At 41.2% G+C, this 23944-nt stretch carries 13 protein-coding genes; 7 read left to right on the forward strand and 6 right to left on the reverse strand.

Annotation, left to right across the window (positions count from 1 at the left end):
* Positions 1–168 precede the first annotated feature (168 nt).
* Positions 169–312, forward strand: a complete 144-nt coding sequence (locus Q0954_RS24260) for a hypothetical protein (RefSeq protein ID WP_366916757.1) — start codon at positions 169–171, stop codon at positions 310–312.
* A gap of 257 nt (positions 313–569) precedes the next feature.
* Here Q0954_RS24260 and Q0954_RS24265 read toward each other — a convergent pair whose 3' ends face one another.
* The 4 genes from Q0954_RS24265 to Q0954_RS24280 form a co-directional block, all read right to left on the reverse strand.
* Positions 570–1895, reverse strand: a complete 1326-nt coding sequence (locus tag Q0954_RS24265; protein WP_299461340.1) for a DUF4856 domain-containing protein — start codon at positions 1893–1895, stop codon at positions 570–572.
* Between the two features lie 82 nt (positions 1896–1977).
* Entirely contained in the window at positions 1978–2352 is a 375-nt protein-coding gene (locus Q0954_RS24270; RefSeq protein WP_299461342.1) for a four helix bundle protein, read from the reverse strand.
* An 84-nt stretch (positions 2353–2436) separates the two neighbouring features.
* Positions 2437–5076 carry a TonB-dependent receptor gene (locus Q0954_RS24275; protein ID WP_299461344.1) on the reverse strand — a complete coding sequence of 880 codons (2640 nt, stop codon included), beginning with the start codon at positions 5074–5076 and terminating at the stop codon, positions 2437–2439.
* A gap of 24 nt (positions 5077–5100) precedes the next feature.
* Entirely contained in the window at positions 5101–5325 is a 225-nt protein-coding gene (locus tag Q0954_RS24280) for a hypothetical protein (RefSeq protein ID WP_299461346.1), read from the reverse strand.
* 113 nt (positions 5326–5438) lie between these two features.
* Here Q0954_RS24280 and Q0954_RS24285 point away from each other — a divergent pair, with 113 nt between their 5' ends.
* The 5 genes from Q0954_RS24285 (at position 5439) to Q0954_RS24305 (ending at position 14010) form a co-directional block, all read left to right on the forward strand.
* Positions 5439–7088 carry a hypothetical protein gene (locus Q0954_RS24285; RefSeq protein WP_299461348.1) on the forward strand — a complete coding sequence of 550 codons (1650 nt, stop codon included), beginning with the start codon at positions 5439–5441 and terminating at the stop codon, positions 7086–7088.
* Between the two features lie 279 nt (positions 7089–7367).
* Positions 7368–10742, forward strand: coding sequence for a SpoIIE family protein phosphatase (locus Q0954_RS24290; RefSeq protein WP_299461350.1), 3375 nt, complete (start codon positions 7368–7370; stop codon positions 10740–10742).
* Positions 10743–10982: 240 nt separating this feature from the next.
* The gene (kdsA, locus tag Q0954_RS24295) at positions 10983–11837 is read left to right on the forward strand and encodes a 3-deoxy-8-phosphooctulonate synthase (RefSeq protein WP_002704457.1); all 855 of its coding nucleotides are present in this window, start codon (positions 10983–10985) and stop codon (positions 11835–11837) included.
* Positions 11838–11891: 54 nt separating this feature from the next.
* On the forward strand, positions 11892–12926 hold the full coding sequence (locus tag Q0954_RS24300) for a transaldolase family protein (RefSeq protein WP_299461355.1): 1035 nt from the start codon (positions 11892–11894) through the stop codon (positions 12924–12926).
* A gap of 124 nt (positions 12927–13050) precedes the next feature.
* Positions 13051–14010: a phosphatase PAP2 family protein gene (locus tag Q0954_RS24305; protein ID WP_299461357.1), complete on the forward strand. Its 960-nt coding sequence runs from the start codon at positions 13051–13053 to the stop codon at positions 14008–14010.
* 51 nt (positions 14011–14061) lie between these two features.
* On the opposite strand, the gene Q0954_RS24310 is transcribed toward Q0954_RS24305, so the two are convergent.
* Entirely contained in the window at positions 14062–19512 is a 5451-nt protein-coding gene (locus tag Q0954_RS24310; protein WP_299461359.1) for a tetratricopeptide repeat protein, read from the reverse strand.
* 219 nt (positions 19513–19731) lie between these two features.
* Complete coding sequence (locus tag Q0954_RS24315) at positions 19732–20502, reverse strand: MerR family transcriptional regulator (RefSeq protein ID WP_299461361.1); 771 nt, start codon at positions 20500–20502, stop codon at positions 19732–19734.
* Between the two features lie 802 nt (positions 20503–21304).
* Here Q0954_RS24315 and Q0954_RS24320 point away from each other — a divergent pair.
* A complete protein-coding gene (locus tag Q0954_RS24320) occupies positions 21305–23827 on the forward strand; it encodes a DUF5686 and carboxypeptidase-like regulatory domain-containing protein (protein ID WP_299461363.1) in 2523 nt (840 codons plus the stop codon).
* Positions 23828–23944: the final 117 nt, after the last annotated feature.

Genomic DNA, 23944 nt, shown 5'->3' on the forward strand with positions numbered 1-23944 from the left:
AACCACATGTAGTGGGCTAAACGCTAGATCAGGTAGTTGCCTGAAGATCAGGCAATGCCTGTGGGGGCTACTGACTACTGACTCTGGACTAAAGAGCTACAAAACATTGCCATCCCTGAGTCAATTGTAAACATATTTGCCCAAAGCCTTCGTGCCAATTTTGAGGCATTGATATTTGACGCGGACACCTCCTTAGAGTTGTTCGAAAACCAAGAATATACACAGGTAAAAACCCACCTACAGGCAAGCATTCAACAGATGCAATATTTGCTTAACAACATAGGCTTGCCAGGTGAATTGAAAAATAAATAAAAGAATCAATTACGAATGGTTTAATTACGAATTAGAACTGTACGAAGTTTTAAAAGCCTTTGATATACAGGGATTTATAATATCTAATTCAAGAGGCTAAATGTAGGGGCAACCCCTGTGGGTGTTATCTACTTCAAAAACCTCATCCATTAAATAAGTCACTGAATTTGTTGAAATCATCAAAAAAAATCCCTTGTAAAACCATCAAGGTTTTGCAAGGGATAAATAAACTATCAGTGAGTGCAAACTCAGGCTGTTTACCAGGTAATCACGCTACTATCGTCAAAGCTATAGGTGTTTTTCAACGAGGTTCGCACCTCCTCTAACTTGGTTTTGTAAGTGGCATCATTCGCTACTACCGGAGCCGTTCCTACCTTGGTTTGCAGGTCTTGCAAAATAGCGTCTGTCATTAGTTTATACTTGGCACTACCATATTGTAGAGCTACCAAAAACCCCTTCATTTCTGACCAGTGTTTTGCCAGGTTAGGAATGTTTTCGTTGGTGGTGCCCACCGCTGTCATATCGTTCAATGTTTCGTTGATGTAGTGAATAATAGTAGCGGCAATTACTTTTTCCCAGGTTTGAGCTGCCTTTTTTATTTCTGGCTCTATTACCGTAGCAAAATCAGCTTTGTTGTAAATAGCCGTACGCCCTGCCAAAAAAGCATCAAAGGCTTCTTTAGTAAAGTTAGTGTTTTTTGCTCCGCCACGGTCACGTTTTCCCGCATTGCGCGAAAAACCAAAGTTATACTCCGAATGAAAATCGACTTTACTATCACCATTGGCATCTTTATAAAAAGTCAAGCCGTTTTTGGCCGCCAACGCATCATCACTATAAGCAGCATAGTCGCGAGCAGCCCCAAAATAGCCAAAACCTTCGTCAAAAACGTGTTCCATCACCGTAAAAGGGTCAGCAGATTTACCCTCTTTTTGACGGGGCTCCGTATTGTTTTCTTCTCCTACCCTATTGAGGTAATGCCCTGCTCCTTGTGAGTAAGTCAGTGCGCCTAACAATACCTTATTGATCAATTGATTATAGTCTACCTTGGTAGTGGCATCAATGTAAATGTCTTTGCCTGTTTTACCTGCCTGAACATTGGCATCTATTTTATCCAACCATCCCTTGACCAAGGCATCTGCCGTTTGGTTATAACCAATTACAGTAGCATCAGATATTTTACCCGGAATGTTTTTGCCAGTAGCTATCTTGGCATAAAAAGTCTCAGTAAAACTAGCATTGTGCTTATTTTTGGTAACTGTTTCCAGGTTATCAGTATCCAAGTGATTGTATAACTGCAACACTTGAGATTTCAGATTAACCGGAGGAGTTGCTGCCGTGGCTGCATCGTCAATTAAATGTTTGATGTCTTGCACCAACAAGTTGCGTACCACCTGCCCCGTATAGTCTACACTACTGACGCCACTTTCAAAGCGACTTTCAAAACTGTAGGTAGAAGGTACCTCTAAGGTATTGGTAGAATTACCAGGGGTTACTTCTTCGTTTTTTGCTTTACAGGCATTTAACCCTATACCAGCTGCCAACAATAAGGCAAATTGTATTTTTATTTTTTGTATGGATAACATCTTAGATAGAATTTATTATTGGTTCTGGGTACTTGGTGCTAGGTTCTGGGTTTTACTCAGGTTTTAGCGTTCAAGTGCCATTTTACTTGTGTATATCTTTTATTCTTGCTTTAATGCTCTTTATAAAGCTTCCCAGCATTTTTTGGAGTTTCACAACTTGATTGAGGGAAGCCTCCAAATTGTTTACAGATAATAGGTTTAACTCTTTCATTAGAATTAATTGTGTTTCAAGTTCAAAACAAGCACCTAATGATATTTCCAAATATCTTTTAAATTCTAATTCGCTATCTCTACTACTTCCTTCTGCAATATTTGAAGCAATTGAAACAACACCTCTTTTAACTTGAGTATTTAACCCAAACTTTTCATCTATTGGTAATAGAGTTGAAAGCTGGTATACTTTTTTTGCCAAGCTAATACTTTCTGCCCATATATTTAACTTCTTAAAATCTCGCATAACGTCATTTTTTTACATTAATATGTATGCATATAGTCTTAGAACAGAAAACCCAGCTCCCAGTCCCAAGCCCCTAACGCCTACCTAAAAACTCCAGCTTACCCCTGCATTAATTTGGCGACGAGCACCTACCAAAATGCCCGAACTTGCTGTGGGCTCGGGTCGTGAAGGATGAGAATGTAACCTTGAACTAATGTATATATTGTCTAAAAGATTTTTGACCGTGGCAAATACCCTCCACTTTTTATTGAAAGAATAAGAAGCGCTTAGGTTGATCAGGTAATAAGCTGGAATGGGTCCTGCATCTCCTCTAAAGCCTAAGTACTTACGCTCATTACCATTGGCATCCAAGTAAGTAGCATTTTGAACAAAGTCTTCAGTGAGATTTTCAAAATCGCTGAAAGATTGGCTTACAAATTTAAAGTCAGCCCGAAGCGAAAGCCCAAAAGCAAACGATTTAGCCAATCCAATATTTAAAGTATGATTAGGAGCATAAGGCATATCATTGCCACTAATATCTACAGTGTCTTGCACTGCTACCAAGGTACCAGAGGCATCAGGACGATAAGCATCATAACGGCTGTTCAAGTGAGAAGGCGTCAGGGCATTGACCACCTTTGACTGGAGGTAAGTATAAGCAAAGTTAATATCTGGCAAGAAAGCACTTAGGCGAGACAGTTTAATGCTTCCGCCAGCCTCTAGTCCAGTACTGCGTACCTTGCCCAGGTTCAAAAATACGGCGCTGCGGGCGGCAGCTACCATGTCTTCTATGTCTAGCAGAAAACCTGCTACCTCAAAATTACCCCAGGATTTGTTTACTCTCAACCCTAGCTCATAGTTCCAGCTTTTTTCGGCAGCCAAGTCAAGCGTGCCACCTGTGTTTTGGCTGCCATTGTCTACAAAAGGCAACGAGAAGCTACCACTTTGTGGAGGGGTAAACCCACGGTGTATACCACCAAACAAAGTAAGGTCGGTAAGTGCGGCAAAATTAAACCCAACCCCAGGCAATACTACCACAGTAGTCTTATCATTGTATTTACTCCCCTGTAGCTTGTCTACCACCTCTTGCTCAAAGGCTTCTACCCTTGCCCCCAAACGCATCGATAAACGCTCAGTAAATTGAATGCTTTGTTGTGCATAAAACGAGAAAGCTGTAGTGGTAAAGGTACGGCTTTGGGCACGTGGCAAGGTTTCGCGAAACTGAGTAGTAGCACCAGTGGTACTGTCGGTCACGCTCACTGTTTGATAAAGCGCTCCTTCGCGGTCGGTTGGGCTGCTGCCTACTTTAAAATTATCCATAAACCGCTCGTAATGGTAGCGTCCTCCAATATTCAGGGTGGCATCTTTGCCAAACAACTGATATTCATAGTTATAGTTTTGCTCAATGCCTGCGGTAGCAAAGGTGCGTAAAATACCAAAATTGGTTTGCCCATTGCCTACCCTTACCAAGTCGGTGGCAGAAGTATAATTTTGGGCTTCTACATCTTGCCCATTGAGGTAAGCTCCTAAGCTAGTGGCACGAATAAACATATCGTCTTCACGCCACCAATCACGGTCAAAATAACTTGCATATCCTTTAGTTACAGCTACCAGATGTTTATTAATTTGCACCTCATAAATGGCATCTAACGAAGTGCGAAAAACTTTGAACTCATCATTCTTTTTAGGGTTAAACCTGGGATTGGTGCGGAAAGAATATTCTGTCAAGCCAGTATAAGTAGCCTGATTGTCTTCCATATTGAGGTTGTACTTCAGGTACAGTTTTTTATTTTCTTTGGCAATAATATTAGTCTTTAAAGTAGCGTTTATTTGCTCAAAAGTATTATTTTCACGATAACCATCACCACGTTTATACAAAAGCTGTAGTTCGGGATGTACTTTGTTATTGCCCCAACCACCTATTTCGGCAAAAGCACTGGCATAACCATTGGTACCTCCGGTGAGCATTACCATGCCACCAAAATCTTTACGGGGGCGTCGAGTAATGTAGTTAATCACTCCCCCCATTGTTTGTGGCCCATATTGAATGCTTCCGCTTCCTTTGATTACCTCTATTTCTTCCAATCGCTCTACTGGAGGGTTGTAGTACATATTGGGATAAACATAAGCCGCAGGTTGAATAGGCACCCCGTCTTCGAGCACCAATACACGTGCACTTCTACGTGGGTTCAATCCTCTGATGCCAATGCTTAAGCGTGAGTTGCCAAAACCATCGTCACCTACCCCATTTACTCCAGGCACATACTCTAGCGCTTCTTGAGTACCCACTGGAGCAATCATTTGAATATCTTCGGTTTTTAAGCGAGTAGCAGTACCAGGCAGTTTACGGTAGCTTCCGGGGGCATCGCCTATAATTTCTACTGCCGAAAGGGTAAGGTTATTTTCTTTGAGGGATACTTCAAGCGTGGTTTGGGGAGAGAGAGTAGGGGTAATTTGAACCGAGAAATCATTATAGCCTATAAATTTCACTTTGAGTTGCAAGGGTTGTTTTTTTGAGGTTTGGAGCAAAAACCCCCCTTGGGCATTGGTAGAGGTTACCTCAATTATCTTCCCTTTGTCCAGTAAAATCACGGTTGCTCCTACAATCGGTTCATTTTCTTTGGTAGTTTTGACTACCCCTTTTATAAAGTGCCGGGGAGGGGCTTGCGCCCAGGCAACGGAGTAAGCATTAAACCATAAAAACAGTGAAATAAGCACGAGTTTACGACAGTCACCTTGCATCATTCTATTATTCTCTTAGTGAGTGGTTTAAAAAGTTTGAGGGTTTGTAGACTGCACATTTAAAAGTGCTACTTTCCTATCTTGTTCTTTGTTTCCAGTATTGGTGTCTATTTGGCAATAACTACCTTGGCAGTCATCGTCTTTTTTTTGGGTGGGTTCTACTATGGGGTCATCTTCACAAGCCGCCAATGAACCAAGCACAATAGTTAAGACCAGTGCAAGTTTCCCAATTTTTATAATTATTTTCTGCATGACTTATTTGTAATCAGTCTAATTAAGCGCAAAATAGGAGAATATTGATTTTATTTGCAAGAACTATTTTGATTTATTCTAAATAAAAACTGGAAACTTGAAACCTCAACTTTATGAACGCCCTATCGAAAATATGGAATAACCCAAAAGCTACTCAAAACGCTACTTTCTGGTGGAGTATCCTTACTATCTGCGTGTTTTCCCGCATATTTACAGCCATTTATTATATAGAAGATGTAGACAGCCTTCGATTTGCGTTGGCCATCAAAGACTACAACCTTGCTACTTACCAACCTCATTTTCCGGCTTATCCAGTGTATTGTTTTATCGTAAAAATATTTTACGCCATTACTGGGGGCAAACTTGCCTTTTCTTTTACTATCACTGGGGGGCTTTCTTTGTTTGGGGTGATTTACTTTATTACACAAATTTATCAATTGTTTTTTCCAGCCATGACACGGGCATCTAAAATATGGCTTGTCTTATTGGTTTTGCTCAATCCTTTTCTTTGGCTCATGAGCAATCGTTATATGCCCGACCTGATGGGACTGGCTTTTTTGCTGGCTTGTGTATACCTGTTTATGAAAGCCTGGCTTGCTTTTGAGGCACCATTGCCTGGGCAAAACGAAACTGGTCATACAACGGCAGATGAGAAAACCTCTGGTGCCAATGAGAATTTAGGTGAGGTAGTAAACCGAATAAAATCGTACAGCCACGAAGAACGTAAACTGCGCTATGCGGCATATAAACCCTACTATCTATGGGCTTTTTACCTGGTTATGGGGTTGTCAATTGGTGTGCGTTTGTCTTACTTACCTTTGTTGTTGGTGCCTACCCTATTACTTGTTTTACAGTTTTTTCGGCGTTTGCCTCAATTGTTGTTTTTTGGAGGGCTAGGAATAGCGGTTTGGTTCGTTCCTTTACTAATAGATACTGGTGGATGGGACACCTTACTGCAAATTGCTCAAAAACACTTAGATGGACACTTTAACGAGTGGGGAGGTACTGTCAAAACTGAATCGGGTTATTGGGTGAGGGTAGTGCGTATTTTTCAATATACCTGGGCAGACGGTTTAGGGGCTTATTGGCTCGATAGGCATTGGTTAGGCATTCCATTTAGTCTATTTATCTACCTGGGATTTCGTAATTATAAAAAACTATGGGCAGCATCTACTGGTTTCCCTGAAGGGCAAAAAATGCCAGGTGAAATAAGAGAAAGAATCGTGTTGAGGTCAATTATTAACCTCAGCCTTTTTGCTTACCTTCTATGGATTTTCTTTTTTCAGAATGTACTATATAAGGCCCGCCACATTATGCCTTTTATCCCTTTTATAATAGCCCGCATAGCCATTGGCATAGGGCAAAACCGAGACCTCAGCGCAGGAATGGTAGTATTGATGTTGCCCTTGTATATGTTTATTACTTTTACATTGGTTGGGCAACACCGTAAGCCTACTGCCATTGCTCAGGTTAAAAACTATATGGTGAGCCAGGATAAGCCACAAAACATATTATACGCGCCCGAATTGGTAGCTTTTTACCTGAAACGGCAACACGACTGGAAGCTCAAGTTTGTATATGCCGATAAACCCAATAGTGTACAGCAGCTCAAACAGGCAAAAGCCCAACTGAAGGGCAGCAAGGTATATAGCCTGATTGACTTGAATAAGGACTTGCACCCACCAGTAAAAAGCAAGGCATTTTATCATAATCCTTACGTAAATCGGATGTGGAGCAAGCTGCAAGTGTATGAATATAAATAAGGGCAGGTATGGCTTGAAGAGTGGAACAGTTTACGAGTTGGATAGGTGGTAAATACGTGTTTTCATCAGCCAGACACTTAAATAGTTTGGCTGACAATAATCTTTGTTTATATTTGAACGCACATAAAACAAACTGCTAACAAAGTAGATGATAGCGCATAGTAACCTATGTTTGTTACATTACTTTATTTTTTGAATAGTACATAGTTATGCATTGATTTTGTGGCCGTTACTAACTATCCACATCTTCCATTTTATGACAGTGAGCCTTTGACTATAATGATACAGAAAATATATTTATTGCTATTTACTCACTTTTTGTGCTTCACACTTACTGCCCAGCACTCCCCCCTACATGCCAAGCTAGAAGGCATCCCTGCTATTCATAATTATTCGGTCAATGAATACAATGCTGATGTTTTTAACCACGCCATTACCCAAGATAACCGAGGATTGATATATGTAGCCAACAACGCAGGGGTGTTGGAGTATGATGGTAGCCATTGGCGCCTGATTAAACTACCCAATAAGTCACGAGTGTACTCACTGGCAATAGACAAAACTCAAAACCGGGTGTATGTAGGCGGAGTAGGAGAGTTTGGTTACCTTACCCCTAACCAACAGGGCAAAACTGTTTTTAAATCGTTACTGAAACGGGTTCCTAAAGCCCACCGCCATTTTACTCAGGTATGGAGCACCCATGTTACTCCTCAGCATCAAGTCATTTTTCGCACCCATACAGCTATATTTATCTTATCTGCCGATCAAGCAGCAGTATACCAGCCGAGCCCTAAACATACCTTTCATGTATCGTTTTATGTCAACCAACAGTTTTATGTAAGAGAACGAGGTACTGGCCTGATGAAAATGTCGGGTAATAAACTTACATTGATACCTGCCGGAGATTTTTTTGCAAAAAAGACGGTATATGCCATGTTGCCTTATGACACACAAAACCTGTTGATTGTGAGCCGCAGTGGTATGTATTTGTATGATGGTAAAAAACTGACTCTTTGGAAAAACGAATTACACGATTACTTGAGCAGCTATCGGGTATATTACTGCAAACCCTTCAAGAAAGACTACTATATCATTAATACTTTAAGGAAAGGCTTATTTATTATTGATAAAAAAGGTAAAATCCACCAGCACATAGACCAGGAGCATGGCTTGATCAACTCTAGTGTGTATCACTCTTTTGTAGACAAAGACAAAAACATTTGGGTAGCTTCTAACCAAGGGCTAAGCCATATAGTGGCAAGCAGTGGGTTTACTTTTTATAACCAAATACTAGGCTTAAACTCTCACTTGTCGGCATCGGTTTATGTAAATGATCAACTGTATGTAGGTACTATGCAAGGGGGCTTATTTGGCGAGACTGAGGTGAGCGCCCAACGCCAGTTTAGGGTACGCCCTCAATTAAGTAAAATCAATCATTTAAACAATATACTGGATTTATACGCCCATGAGCATACACTGTTGGTTGGGCACCAAAATGGCATTTGGGCATACAACACCCAGCGTAAAAAAGGCAGAGAAATCACTCAGGAACAAGGGTATTTTGTTCGAAAGTTTATGCCTTTTATACACCAAAAAGACAAAGTGTTGGTAAGTACCCGCAGAGGGTTAATGACTGTTTTTGAGCAAAACAAAGAATGGAAAGCCTTAGAGATCAAAGGATTGAGCCAGTCTATTCCTTATGTGGCAGAATATAAAGAAAGGCATTTGCTGGCAAGCGACGATAACGGCAGACTCTCAAAAGTAGTGCTCAATATTAGTTTAGACAGCATTGTCAACACCAAGCGTTATGACACTATTCAAGGGTTGCCAGCTGTGCACGGCAACCGGGTATTTAAAATAAACAATGAAGTGGTAATAGCCACTCACCGAGGCATTTATCAGTACAACGAAGCCTCTGATAAGTTTGTACCACACTCTCACTTTAGCGAATTGAGTCATTGCTGGATAAGCTATGTCCAAACCGATGCTCAGGGCAATTTGTGGCTGTGGGCAAGTGACCAAAGCAGCGTAATGGAGGTCATGTTTTTGCAAAAAAATGCCCAAAGTAATACTTACCAGATAATAAAGAAACCCTTCAGAAAACTCAAAAAAAACTTTATGGTGTTGGGGAGCCACATCAACCCGGTAGACCACAAAAATGTGCTGTTTAGTGCTCCCGAAGGGGCGGTACACTATAGCCATGATATAAACCGAAAATACGACCAGCCTTACTTTTGCATCATTCGCAAGGTAGAAAGCATCAGCGATAAAGATTCTTTGCTGTTTGGCGGAACCTTTATCGACAAGCAGGGGGCAGTCACTGTACAACAAGCCTACAAAAAACTACCTCGCCTTCACTATGATGATCATAACCTGAGGTTTTCGTTTTCGGCTACTTATTACGAAGATCATGACAAACTCGAATACAGTTTTTATCTTAAGGGGTTTGAATCACACTGGCACCCCTGGACCCACAACACCGAGAAAGAGTATACCAATATTCCAGAAGGTACTTATACCTTTTATGTAAAGGCACGCAACATTTATGGTACCGAAAGCCTGGTGGCAAGTTATTCGTTTAAGATTCGCCCACCCTGGCACCGCACTATATGGGCGTATGCCGGAATGGTGCTGCTTGGAGGGTTATTGATTTGGGGAATTGTCAAGCTTAATGTAAGGCGTTTACAAATGCAAAAACGTAAACTGGAAAAAATTGTAGAGTTAAGAACAGCCGAAATTGTAGAAAAAAATGAAGCCCTGAGCCAGCAAAAAGAAGAAATTACTATCCAGGCAGAAAGCCTTAAAACTCAGAAAGAAGAACTCGAAGTACTGAATGAGAGTATAAGCGAAAAAAACCGAGTCATCGAAAAGAAAAACCGCGACATTGTGGCCAGTATCAACTATGCCCGTCGTATTCAATCGGCTATGTTGCCTCCTATGGAAGAAATTACGCATTCACTGCCCGAAACTTTTATTTTATACCGCCCCCGCGACATTGTAAGTGGTGATTTTTATTGGTTTGCCGAGGTAGAACGTGCTTCGTTGGGTACTTCCTCTTCAGAAACTATCATCATTGCCGCTGACTGTACCGGACACGGGGTGCCAGGTGCCTTTGTGAGCATGGTGGGCAACGAACTGCTCAACGAAATTGTAAAAATGCGGGGCATACACAAGCCCAACCTGATATTAGACTGGCTACATGATGGTATCAAAAGGGTGTTTCACCAAAAGGAAACCAAATCGCGTGACGGCATGGACATCACCGTGTGTACCATCAATCAAGACCAAAAGTTGCTACAGTTTGCCGGTGCACAAAACCCTTTGTTATATGTGAAAAATGGTGAAATGAACATTATCAAAGGGGACAAACGCTCGATTGGAGGCAGTGCAACCAAAGAAAATGCAGGGTATACCAACCACGAAGTAGCCTTGGATGTCCCAGTTACTTTCTACTTATTTTCAGATGGTTACCAAGATCAGTTTGGAGGTCCCAGGGGTAAAAAGTTTATGACCCGAAAATTTCATCAATTATTACATGAAATATCGCCTCAGCCGCTTGCCAAACAAGGAGAGTTATTGGATCAAGCTCTTACAGAGTGGATGGGAGATATTGAGCAAATTGACGACATTCTGGTATTGGGTGCCAGGGTATAGATGAACACAACGCATTTTGGCATAAGCCAAAAGTCTATCTAGGTTGAACTAAAGACGCAAAAAACAAGGATGCGTCATGGCAATCATCGATTTCACCTGGCTTTTATCCATACCCAAGCCCAAAAGCCTCAGTTTAGCCTGCTATCTTCCTGAGTAAAATACTTTTATTATAAAAAGATTCTTTAACTTTGGCGGCAAGTTGTAAGATGTATATCACCTCTTAGACTGAATAAAATAAACATGACGAAAAAAACCGTTCAAGTTGGCGATATTACTATGGGTAGTAGCCAACTATTTCTCATATCTGGTCCTTGTGTCATCGAAGAAGAAAGCTTGATGATGCGTACCGCCGAACATCTCAAAAAAGTAGCCGAAAACCTTGATGTCCCCATCATATTTAAATCTTCTTATACTAAAGACAACCGTAGCTCGGTAGATTACTACCACGGTCCTGGCTTAGACGAAGGTTTGAAAATATTGGAAAAGGTAAAAAAAGAGTTTGGGTTTCCTATACTTTCGGATATTCACCACCCAAGCGAAGCTGCTGCGGCTGGTGAGGTATTAGACATTTTACAGATTCCGGCATATTTATGTATGCAAACTTCGTTGGTGGTAGAAGCTGCCAAAACAGGTAAAGTGGTAAACCTTAAGCATGGACAGTTTTTGGCTCCCGAAAACATGAAACACCCGGTAAAAAAAGTTCAGTCGGCTGGCAACGACCGGATTGTATTGACCGAGCGTGGCTATACTTTTGGCTACAACGACCTGGTAGTAGACCCACGCAGTTTTTACCATTTTAACCAAATGGGTTATCCTGTAGTGTTTGATGTTACTCACTCTATTCGCAAATATGGTATTCCAAGTGCCGACTCTAAAGGAGGGGCTCGTGAATTTTTACCATCTTTGTCAAGATCAGGAGTAGCCGCTGGGGTTGATGGTGTTTTTATAGAAACTCATCCTACCCCTGAAACAGCCTTGTGTGACGCAGCAAGCCAATTGTGCGTGTACGATATAGAGGAGTTCATGAAGCCGTTGCTAGAGATACATGCCATTAACAAAAAGTACAACATGTACCCTGTGGCTGAAAACAGCTAAGTTATTATATTTTTTAAAAGTTTGAAAATCAAAGAAATACATTATTAATTTCACATGGAACTATATTTAGACTCGGTCGATTTCAAAGAAATAGAAGAAGCCTTTGACATGGGTTTTTTAACAGGTCTTACTACTACTCCTACCTTTATGCACCGTCATGGCATTACTGATATTGACGGAGCTATAGTAAAGTTGGCTGGTATGGTAGAGCCTGGCATTTTGCAGGTAGAAGCACTAGGCGATACTGCTGAAGAGATTTTGGCCGAAGCAAAACGATTGCTTGCTTTGGGCTTAGACATAGAAAAAACTGTTTTTAAGATTCCAGTATCTAATGTAGGCGTAAAAGCTTGTAAATTACTGCGTGACAACGGAATGATGGTAAATGTTCACCTGGTATACACGCTTAACCAAGCATATATGGCTATGCAGGCAGGTGCTACTTATGTATGTCCATTGGTAGGCCGTTTGCAAGACCAGGGGCACGATGCCTTGACTTTGGTACAAAGCTGTGTGGATGCGGTAAACTATTATGGTTATGACACCAAGGTAATGTTTTCTTCGGTACGCCACGCCGAGCACGTACGCACTGCTATTATGTCTGGTGTACATACCATTACTGCTCCGTGGAAAGTAATGAAAACATTGACCAGCAATAATTTTACTACAGTAGGTACCGATCAGTTTGTAGAGCATACCCGCTTGATGACTGAAAACGTGAAGGATGTAATGCAAGACTTCAACCCTGTAGTAAAAGAAGATGAAACTATCTTCGATGCATTGAACAAAATGACTGAGTCTGGTTTGGGTGCAGTGTCTATTGTAAATGGCACTGGAGAGCTAAAGGGTATCTTTACTGATGGCGACTTGCGTCGTAACCTGAAAGAAAAAGGCAAGGCTTTCTTAGACGACAAAATGGCTGATTGTGTGAGCAGTGCCAACCCTATCACCATTACTCAAGAAGCGCGTTTGTACGATGCAGTGGCTCTATTTAAAGAGAAAGAAATAGATACCATCATTGTAATGGCTAACAACAAACCTGTGGGTATGTTAGACATTCAGGATTTTGTAAAACAAAATTTAGTCGGGTAATCAACGCTCTTTTATACATATCATCTCCACCTTGTTGATTATCAATAGGGTGGTTTTTTTATTGGTAAATTTTAACTTTACTCCCTACCTTGCTTATGCATCACCACAAAATTAAACATACCTTATGTTCAAAACTGATATAAACCACTGGCTGCAACAGTTTGACCACCCGTTTTTTCATTGGTTTTTCGAAGGCATTTCAGCAATTGGCACCGTAACGGTGTTGGTGTTAGTGGTGTATGCCATTATTATGGGCGCACATTTCAAAAAAGGCTTTGGCATAGTCAATATTTTCTTCTACGTGATCATGGTCACCATTTTTTGCAAACACCTTATAGACTACCCTCGTCCTATGGCGGTAGATGCTTCCCTCAATAGTTTTGATCGCCCAGTAGGTCACAACCTAACCAATATTCAACCCAAAGGGTTTTTTGAGCTTTTTTCAGACAATCTTCTTGTAAAAATAAGGAACAACAAAGCAGCAAGAGAAGGTTTTCCTTCGGGGCATACCTCCTTGATTACTGCCTTAACGTTGGGGGCGGCTTTGGTCTTTCGTCGTCGTTGGATTTGGTGCTTGGGAGCAGGGTTAGTACCCTTGATGATGCTCTCACGAATGTATTTGGCACGCCATTACCTGGGCGATGTATTGGGCGGACTCACCATTGGCATTATAGTGTCTTTAATCGTGTATAAGGGGTGGAAGGCTGCCAACAACGTTCCTGAAAACAGTTGGGCTCACCGGCTGTTTTTTCTTTCTGCTTTATCATTACTTATATTATCTCCCTGGCTACAGGCGTTTCCTACAGGTACTTTTATAGGGCTCAACCTGGGTTACGTTGTTTTAGCAAGTACCTGGGGGCTTCCCAAACTTTCGTCACATTGGCAACAAAGGTTGTTTTCTATCTTGGTTTTTGCGGCATCGGCATTTATCGCTACTTATGTAAGTCGCCGCTTGGGTTTGGCACAATACAGCCTGGTGTCTGTCTTGGTATTTACAGGGTTTGCCCTTGCGTCGTTTTTGAGCGCCGCTTTTGTATGTATAAAGTTGGGTTGGTGGAGTAAGCCTACCACAAACACCCTGTAATGTAAAGATGACAGGGTGTAAGAATTGCGAAGCCGTATTTAATAGAGGAGCTTATTTGCCAATCATCACAAATGCTCCCCAATAATAAGGGGCAGCATAAGGCGTTTGTCCCAACGCATTACGGTATTGTTTGACGTGTTCCTGTGCCAATGTAAACGCTACTCTCTTAGGCTTTTTGTTGCCAATCCATTCTTTATAAAACTTACTCATCAACAACTCAGTTGCTTTATCGTCTACTTTCCAAAGACTTATCAACACACTTTGGGCACCTGCGGCTATAAAAGCCCGCTGTAAACCATATACTCCTTCGCCGTTCTGGATGTCACCCAGCCCGGTTTCACACGCCGAAAGTGTGACTAATTCGGTGCCTTTCAGATCCATGATAGATGCCTCGTAAGCAGTCAGTACACCATCTTCGGTATTGGGCTTAAGCGTTGCTTTTTCATAGCTGCTTACCCCGGCAAACACTACCCCAGAACGCAACATAGGGTACTCACTGGTCACCGAGTCTATTTGTTGGTAAAGGCTCAGTGGTTCTTTTTTGCCCCCTCTTGAAAAATTATCAAAGGTAATTTCTTCCTGAGTGGTTTTTATAGGGGCTTTCATTCTTTCTATAAAAAAACCATGGGTGGCAATGTGCAAAACTTTAGGTGACTTGATCGCTTTTACTACTTTTTCAAGGGCTTGGTCTTTCAAGTGGGTCACTACCTGATAAGTTTGTTCGTTTTCAAGCACTTTGGCTATAGCCTTTACCTCTGCTTCGGTACCAGGCAAGTCGCTCCACCCCCCTCGCAAAGCCCTCTTACCACTTTGATACAGTTGCTTGGTCAAGGTTCCGTTGCTATTTACCAAGCTTGGGGCAGACAGCTTATGCAATGCTTGTTCTGCTTTTATGAGTTGCTCTAACGGCAAATCGTAATTGGGGCGGCCAAACAAGTGTACTACAGTATTCTCCTTTTCAGAAGATTTTTTTTGGTTTTCTTGTAGTTGATAGCTTACAATGTCGCGTAGGTTGGTTACAGTATGCATGGTCACTTCTTCACTGGCATATTTGCCGGTACGAGGATTCCGCAAGGTGTTCATGCTTACCTGATGGAACACCCCGTCGAGCGAAAGGTATACCTTTTGAATACCGTGTTTGTGCAGCACTTTGGCTATTGGTTGCCATAGTTTAGCGTAAGAAACAGTGTCCTTGCGCTTTGCCTGAATGTTTTTTTGGTAATTGGGCACAATTTGGCTTTCCAACAATGCGCCCTTCCCCAACTTGATCAATTCAAGCTGACGTGTGTCTTGATACATGACCAAGGCAAAGTACAAGACAGTTGTTTTTTCCATCATTTTTTTGGGGTCATACCTTTGCAAGCGAACAATCTCTACCGCCGCCTCTTTGTCGCCCAAGTGCTTGCGAATTTTCTGAGTGGTGGGGTGTCTTTGCACTTTGCGGATCAGGTTTAGTTGCTGATACATCTCCTTTTCCAAACGGTTGACCTGGGTAATCCAGGCATTGGTATTGATACCCCGCTTTTGTTTTTCGGCTTTACTCAACTGCAAACTCGTGGCAATTTGTGCCTTCAGTATTTGGTACTCTTTATATTTGTTTTGTAACACCGAGTCTGTAGAGTTGAGCATAGCTTGCTGGAGCGCTTGTTTAGACTGGAGCAACTGTGCTTTGGTTGCCAATCTGAAATCCAGTAATAAATTCAGTAACTTTGTCTCTTGGGGGTATTTTTCGATATAGTTCACCGCAAAATCCTGAAAACTTCTAAATATTCTTCCTGATGCCCTCAGGTATTGTTGCCTTTCTTTTTCGCTCAAATAAGTAGAGTTACGCCTCACAAGGGCGGTTTCTTGCTTAATCATTTCTTTATACCAAGGCAAGGCCTTTTGGTACATGCCCTGCGCCTCGTGTGTTCGTCCGATAACTTTGAGTGTGTAGATATAGTTCTCATGGGTTTTGCCATAAGCTTTTTTATAGATGGCCAGCGATTTTTTGAAAAAAGACAACGCTTGAGCGTACTTGTGAGTAAATAAATAAACTACCCCAGTTTGTAAAAGCAGGTGCCCATACTTTGGGTGTTGGGCACCCAATGCATTCTTCACTGTTTCTCTGGCACTTGTATATAAAGACAGTGCCTGGGCATATTGTTCCTGATTGGCATAAAAGCCTGCCAGGTCGCTCTTTAACAAGGTGTATTGAAGGTCGTCTTCTCCCACTACTTTTTTAGCAATGTCAACAGCTTCTTTACCCAAACGAATCGCTTTGTCAAATTGCCCTGGCTTATTAAACAAACCAGCATAATTACCCAGTTGGATACAATATTGAAGCGTATGCTTTCCTGATAATTTTTCCTGTATCTGTAACCCCTGTTTTGCCATCACTTGAGCTTTTTTATACCTTCCCTGACTGCTGTACAAATAAGCCATGTTGTTCAGCGTGGTGGCATACTCTTGGTGTTGTCCATTCAGCGTTTTTTTATGGATATGTAGTGCTTCTTCCAACAATTGCTCTGCCTGGGTATATTTGCCTTGCTCTATATAAAGCACCGCCAAAGCTCCCTGAGTAATGGCAATTTTAGAGCTTTCTGCCCCCAAAAGGCTTTTTTGAATGGCCAATACCTGCCGATACAATTTTTCGGCTTGATCGTAATTGCCCTGTTTGCGATAATTATATGCAAACCCCGTTAAATCAGCAGCATAGTTCAAATGTTTTTTACCTGTCTTCCTTTCCTGAAGATTCAACGCTTCTTCATATAACCTGGTGGCTTTGTTATACAGTCCACGATCACGGTAGACATTGGCTAAATACCCTAAAGCCATAAGGTATGCACTACTGTTTTTGCCCACGGTGTTTTCTGCCTCTTGGCTTGCCTTCTTAAGCAGGCTTTCGGCTTTTTGGTGTTTGCCCTCTGCATTGTAAATAAATGCCAACTCAGATGAAACCTTGGCATGTGCCAGTTTGTTGTTTTGAGTCAGAACAAGCGCTTCTTTAAAAAGAGGGACAGCTTTTTTAAACTGTCCTGACCTGCTGTAGATAGCCGCCAAATTTGTTAAATACGTGACATAATCAGCATGTTGCTTTCCTTTTTTATTGCGAACTACCTCTGTTACTTCTTCCATTAGTTTTAATGCTTCAGGGTATTTGCCTAAAGTAGAATAAATAACAGCAAGGTTTGATAAAATATGGATATATTGACTCTTTTGTGCCCCCCATTTGACTTTGTATACCTTAAGTGCATTGGCTAACATAGGTTGAGCTTTATTGAACTTATTTTGGAGCACATACAAATCTGCCAATGCTATTACATTTTTTTGATGTATAAGGGACTGTGTTCCCAAATGTTTTTGGGTTAGTTGACAAGCTTGTTGGGCAAACTTTTCAGCTTTAGCATATTTTCCCTGGGCTATGTACATCTGTACCAAATCGCCAAGTATTCGGACATAACCTGGTGATTTGGGTGCTTCAAGGCGAAGGCTTTGATTATACAATGTTTCGGCAGCTCCAAATTGCCCTAACCTCATTTTATGCCTGGCAAAGTTGTTATAAAAATCTTTGTCAGGGGTACCGCTTTTTTTGACCTGTGCAAACAAAGTATCGGCTTGTGTATACTTGCCTGTTTCGCTATACAACGTAGCAAGCTGTAACAAAGCGCTGGTGTAAGCAGGGTGTTGAGTACCTACCGTTTGTTTACTCACCCGGCGAACCTCTTTGAGCAAAAGGGCTGACTTGTCGTACTTGCCCCAAGCTCGGTACAAGTGTCCTAACATACCCAACGTAACTCTGTATTTACGTTTAGTCGCTGCTTTGTCTGGTAATTTTGCGCTCAAATCTTTGGCCTGAATAAGCCACTTTTCAGACAGTGAGTAGTCACCTTGACGCATATACAAACCTCCCAGGTTATATATCAAATACCAATGCTGATCCCCTTGCTTATTGTTTTTCTTGTGTAAGACTGTAATCCCTTCTTTAAACAAAACTTCGGCTTGTGTATACTTACCCCAATCAACATAGAGTTGAGCCAGGTTATTCAATGAAGTAGCATAGTCTAAGGGAAAATTTTTCAGCTGTTTTTTACGTACTTCAAGTACTTCTTTATATATCGTTTCAGCTTTCTCGTATTTATTCATCAATAGATAAGCAGAACCTATAGAGGTTTTATAATCCAGGTATTTTTTATGGTGGGTACCCAGTTGTTCAGCAAACACCTTAAGCAATTGTTTGTACAAAACAATTACTTGTGGGTACTTCTTTTGTTGGTAGTAATTGCTTCCCAAGAGACCTGCCACCAACAAATATCTGGGGTGTTTGGCACCCAATGTCCGACGATAAAATTTTGCTGCTTCTTGGCATAGCGGTTCTGCCTGTTGGTGCTTGAATTGGGCAGTATAAAGGAGCGCCAGATTATATACAGCTACTATATAATGTTCCTGAGAATTATTTTTCAAAATAGGCAAAGCTTTTTTAAAAATAGGGGCTGCCTGTGTATACTGTTTTTGATCGTAGTATACCAGCGCTAACGAGTTCAGTGTCAAGCCGTAGTAAAGGTGTCCTCCGCCCAATAATTGTTTGTAGGCTTGGGCAGCTGTTTTAAAAAGGGAGGCTGCTTTGCCGTAGTTTTTTCGTTGGTAATACACTTGCCCAGTACTAAAGGCTACACTGGCATAGTTTGCCAGTGTATTGGGTAAGCCTTTTTTCAGAATGGGCAATGCCTGGTTAAACAGGCTGTCTGCCTGAGCATATCGTTTTTGGTCATTGTATACCAAGGCGATTTGTATTAACAGTTCGGCATACCAATGGTGATTTACCCCATAAACCTCTTTGTAGATATTTTTTAGCTTCAAGTAAAGATTCAAAGCCTGTTTGTACATTTTTGTCTGGAAATACACTCGCGAAAGGTGAGCGGTTACCGTAATGGTAGACTCATGCTTTTCTCCCAGGTTATGACGGTATATCCTGCTTACTTCTTCGAGCAGTGGAATTGCTTGTTGCCGCTTTTGTTGTGCCATATAAATAAACGCCATTTTGTAGATAGGGGCAGCATACCCTGTATGGTTGGCGCCCAAGGTTTGTTTGTATACGCCTGCCGCATTCTGATAAAGCTGCAAAGACTTTTTGTAGCGTTTTTGTCCGTTATAAACCTCCGCCATATCATACAAAAAAGTGCCATACGTGACGTGTTGGGTACCTATAAGCTTTTTGGAGATGCGCAGCACTTTTTTAAATAATGGAATGGCTCTGGTAGAATCTCCTTGTTGCATCTGGCAAAGCGCCCGCAGGTGCAAAGTGTAAGCATAATTGATATTACGCTTACCATATTCATCCAGTACTTGGGTATAGGCAGTGTCAAGCAGTTGTGTTGCCTGGGCATATTTTTTTGCCGAATACGCTGCCTTGGCGCTCATAAAGGTAGATTGCCATTTTTTTGGGGTATTTTGGGCGGTGAGTAATTGGCTGTTTATCAAACAAAACAACACAAGGATCATTATTTTTGGCAGATTTATCATAGTTTTGAGCAAATGGTGTATTTAAGTGTACAAGGCCTAGCCTTGTTTAATAAATACTCGTTTGCTCAAAGCTAAAGGATTGCCATGATTGTTTTTTATAAAAAAACCTGCCTCAATATCTCTGAAACAGGTTTTGTTCTACATCCAGAAGTTACCACATTTACTTATATTGATTGCGATATTGCGCTCTGCATCAATAAATCACTCAATTTTTGAAGGCTAATCACTCACCTGCATACCATGGTCGCAATACACCCCGATGGCTTCACAAATAAAAGCGGCCAAACCCTTGGCGTATTGGTCATAATGAGCCGTAAACCGGGCATCCTCTACATACATTTTGCCCAAGCCACGGTATTGTTCACAGTTGGGTGTCCAAAACTCGCAAATATGCGCATAATGCTGGGCAATCGTGTTTTGCACCACCAAACTACCAACTGCCTGGTTTGCTTGCATCAACTCTGCCAACAGTTGCTCAATCTCTTGTCCTTTGGCTTTTACATCAGTCCACTGCTTGTTATTGAGCCCAAGGAGTCTTTCTTCTACTGCCTGCAATTTGTCTTCGCCCCAGCGTTCGCCTACTTCCTGGCGGTATTCACTTTTTTGTTCTGGGGTAAAACCTGCGTACAATTCTTCATTTGTAATCATTTGTTCAGTATTCTTTAGTCCAACCATTGTTTTATCTATGGTCATTATAAGCTGTTGTACCCGATTGGCTTCTTCCAGCAACAAACGTTTTTGTTGTTCCAGCGATGCATACAGGTCAAAATCAGGCGCATCAAGCAGCTCTTTGATTTGCCGGAGTGGGTACTTTAGTTCTTTATAAAACAAGATTTGTTGCAAACGCAATAACTCTGTTTTACCATAATATCTATACCCTGATGCTGCTTTGCGTGCCGGAACCAGCAACCCAATCTTATCGTAATGGTGCAACGTACGAATACTTACCCCAGCCAAACGAGCCAATTGTTTTACAGAATAATTAACCATAGTTGTTTTATTTTTTGTTGGTTACAAATAAAAGCTATGACGTAAGGGTAGAGTCAAGTAAAAAGCGCTTTTTTTTGCGAATAATTTTTAAATTACTTATTATGAGTGAGTTGCATTGCTTGTGTTCTACTTGATTGAGGGCAGTTTTATCAAGGGTAATACCATTATAAAAATAAAAACATCAAGGTAGAAAAGGCATAACGGCAAAACCTCTTAGGGTAACCTGGGACTGAATGGTTTTTGCTTGAGAAGAAGCTTTTTATCTTGGCTTTATAAAATCAGTTGCATGCGCAACCTTTAGCATACCTTTGGGGTCTGATATATGGTAGCACCCAAAATAAAACCCTGAGACAAAAGCCTAGGCAATTGCGTTGAAGATAAGAGAATGCGTAGGTGTTTTACTCTAGTGCTTTGGGAGCTAAGTAGTTTATACACTATTTCGAGTTTATTTTGGTAGCTGTCAAGCCTCCAAAAAATGAGCATAGCCTAAGCTACGTGAGTTTTTTTAGGTGAAGTCAGCAAGCAAAAGAAGCCGAAAGATGTGAAAGGAATTTAGTACTCAGAGCACTAGGATTGAATCTTATGTTTGGTGCTACTATAGAACTTTGTTTTTACACCACTCCTAAAATAAAGTAAGGCGTAGTTTTTTTGTAATGTTCGGGAATTACTGATCACTACTCACAACCTGGTGCAAACAAAACTATCAATGGCAGTACTTTCAACACATTTTGCACAACTGATCAGACGAAACACCCCGAAATATTGAATTATAATCTCTCAAATGATAATTAGAACCACACCAGTGAAAAACACATTTTACTACCTTTGTCTATTGTTGCTAGTGCTTTCAACAGACGCATACGCCCAATTTAAAATTACAGGAAGGGTAAAAGATATAGAAACTGCTGAACCGGTTCCTTTTGCCAATGTATATTTCAAAGGTACCAGCATTGGTATCAATACAAACTTTGATGGGTATTTTACCATCAACACACCCAAGTTATATGATACACTCATGGTGTCATACATTGGTTATGTAAGTAAAGAAGCCATAGTTGATAAAACAAAAAAAGAACAAACCATCAATTTTCAGCTCAAACCCGAAAATACCAAGCTTGAAGAGGTAAAGTTTGTAGCGCGCGAAAACCCCTCCTGGGCGATTATGCGCAACGTGATGAAAAACAAAAATAAGAATGACAAACGCCGCTTGGATCAATACGAATATGATAGCTATACCAAAGTAGAGTTTGACATTGACAATGTAAGCGCAAAACTGGCAAAACGCCGGGCAGTAAAAAAAATACTCACAGCCATAGATAGTATAGGCAAGCTTACAGGAGATGACGGCAAGCCATTGATTCCAATTTTTATGTCCGAAACAATGTCTAAGTATCACTATCGCCGCAACCCCAAGAAAACCAAAGAACATGTACTCAAAAGTAAAATCACGGGAGTAGGAATCGAAGATGGTTCTATTGTGTCACAGTTGATAGGCGCTAGTTTTCAGGAATATAATTTTTATACCAACTGGATGAAAATTGCCCAAAAAGATTTTGTGTCACCACTTGCCGATGGTTGGCGTTTGCATTATCGCTATTTTTTGATGGACAGTGTACAACTGGGCAAGCATTTTTGTTACAAAATAGACGTGGTACCTAAGAGTAAACGCGACTTGGCGTTTGAGGGGACCATTTGGATAGATAAAGCTAGTTATGCACTAAAGCAAATAGATGTGCGGGTAGACAAAAAAGCCAATATTAACTTTCTGGAAAAGATAAAAATTCAACAAACTCTGGCTCCTACCGACAAAGACGCCTGGCTACCTACCAAGACCAGGGTGTTGATAGACATTGCCGAACTTACCAGTAATACCGCAGGGTTGATTGCCAAGTTTTATGTCTCGAATAAGAACTTTGACACCCAAACCAAACACCCACTCAGGTTTTACAATGATCAGATTCAGGTAGCAGAGGACTTTAAACTGTATGACGATGATTTTTGGATAAAAAACCGCCACGATTCATTGACTACTGCCGAAAAAAAGACTTACTCTATGATTAACAATATCAAAGAGTTGCCAGTGGTAAAAAACTGGGTAGAACTCATCTCTATTCTGGGCACTGGTTACAAATCTGTGGGGGCTGTAGACATTGGAAACTACCTGTTTGCTTACGCCCTCAACAACTATGAGGGGCACCGCTTTAGATTAGGGTTCAGAACCAACGGTAAGTTTAGCCGAAAAATTGGGTTTAATGGATACCTTGCCTATGGCGCTTGGGACAAAGAGTTTAAGTATGGGGTGGGCATGGACTATATTATATCACGCAAGCCCTGGACTACCTTTAGTGTGAGTCACACCCACGATATTTTTCAAGCGGCTATTCCTGTAGACGATGATCGCTTGCCTAATTTGTACCTTGCTTCTATTCGGTTTTTCAACATTACCAATACCAACCTATATTTGCAGCGTGATACTAAAATCACCTTACAAAGCGAAGTGCTCAAAGGTTTGAACTTAAAAGTACGTTTACGTAACCATACCTTTGAGACTTTGCCCGATTTGCCTCAGCACTTTGCTTATTATGCAACACCCGATCGTAACGACTCGCCTGTCAATACCGAGTTTGTCAATACCGAATTAATGGCTGAGTTGCGTTGGGCACGCCGCGAACGTTTTATTCAAGCAAGCAATCGCCGCATAAGTTTAGGCACCAACTATCCTGTGGTTACCTTTCGTTACCGCCTGGGTATTCCAAGTTTTATTACAGGTTTTATCGACAGCGATTTTAGCTATCATAAATTCACCCTGGACATAGATCAGAAGTTTCGTTTTGGCACTTTTGGCAATGGTTCTTACCAAATTTCGGGAGGGTATATTCCTTCACAACTGCCCTACCTGCTGTTGTTTCGTCACTTGGGCAACCAAACCATTTTCTTCAACAACTACGGGTTTAACCTGATGAACTATCTTGAGTTTACCAGCGATACTTATGCATCTTTTCGTTATGAGCATACTTTCGAGGGGCTTATTTTTAATCGTATTCCCCTGTTTCGCCGTTTGAAGTGGAGAAGTTTTGCCGAGGTAAATATGCTGGTAGGTACATTACGCCCCGAAAACTCCGCCATTATCCCTTCGGTAGCACCCGATGGAACACCTATTCAAGGAGCCGCTTCATTGGGCGATGTACCTTATGTAGAAGTAGCCTATGGAATAGAAAATATTTTCAAGTTTTTGAGGGTACATTTTCTCCATCGAATTACTTACCTCGATCGACCAGGTGTGAGAAACTTTGGGGTGAAACTATCCGCCAAGTTTTCTTTATAATCACCTACACCTGACTTATAAAAAAAGCGACAAACTCTCTTAGTGCAGTCGCTTGACATTTAATAAAAAAGGTTATATTTTCTACTATATGCAAGAAGATATAACCTTTACTAATGA

This window comes from uncultured Microscilla sp., from assembly GCF_947493425.1.
In the GTDB taxonomy this organism is placed as follows: Bacteria; Bacteroidota; Bacteroidia; order Cytophagales; family Microscillaceae; genus Microscilla.

What these genes read in the sequence shown, in the direction of transcription:
- Q0954_RS24265 (WP_299461340.1), bottom strand. Translation starts at nt 1,895, where the DNA reads ATGTTATCCATACAAAAAATAAAAATACAATTTGCCTTATTGTTGGCA.
- Q0954_RS24270 (WP_299461342.1), bottom strand. Translation starts at nt 2,352, where the DNA reads ATGCGAGATTTTAAGAAGTTAAATATATGGGCAGAAAGTATTAGCTTG.
- Q0954_RS24275 (WP_299461344.1), bottom strand. Translation starts at nt 5,076, where the DNA reads ATGATGCAAGGTGACTGTCGTAAACTCGTGCTTATTTCACTGTTTTTA.
- Q0954_RS24280 (WP_299461346.1), bottom strand. Translation starts at nt 5,325, where the DNA reads ATGCAGAAAATAATTATAAAAATTGGGAAACTTGCACTGGTCTTAACT.
- Q0954_RS24285 (WP_299461348.1), top strand. Translation starts at nt 5,439, where the DNA reads ATGAACGCCCTATCGAAAATATGGAATAACCCAAAAGCTACTCAAAAC.
- Q0954_RS24290 (WP_299461350.1), top strand. Translation starts at nt 7,368, where the DNA reads ATGATACAGAAAATATATTTATTGCTATTTACTCACTTTTTGTGCTTC.
- kdsA (WP_002704457.1), top strand. Translation starts at nt 10,983, where the DNA reads ATGACGAAAAAAACCGTTCAAGTTGGCGATATTACTATGGGTAGTAGC.
- Q0954_RS24300 (WP_299461355.1), top strand. Translation starts at nt 11,892, where the DNA reads ATGGAACTATATTTAGACTCGGTCGATTTCAAAGAAATAGAAGAAGCC.
- Q0954_RS24305 (WP_299461357.1), top strand. Translation starts at nt 13,051, where the DNA reads ATGTTCAAAACTGATATAAACCACTGGCTGCAACAGTTTGACCACCCG.
- Q0954_RS24310 (WP_299461359.1), bottom strand. Translation starts at nt 19,512, where the DNA reads ATGATAAATCTGCCAAAAATAATGATCCTTGTGTTGTTTTGTTTGATA.
- Q0954_RS24315 (WP_299461361.1), bottom strand. Translation starts at nt 20,502, where the DNA reads ATGGTTAATTATTCTGTAAAACAATTGGCTCGTTTGGCTGGGGTAAGT.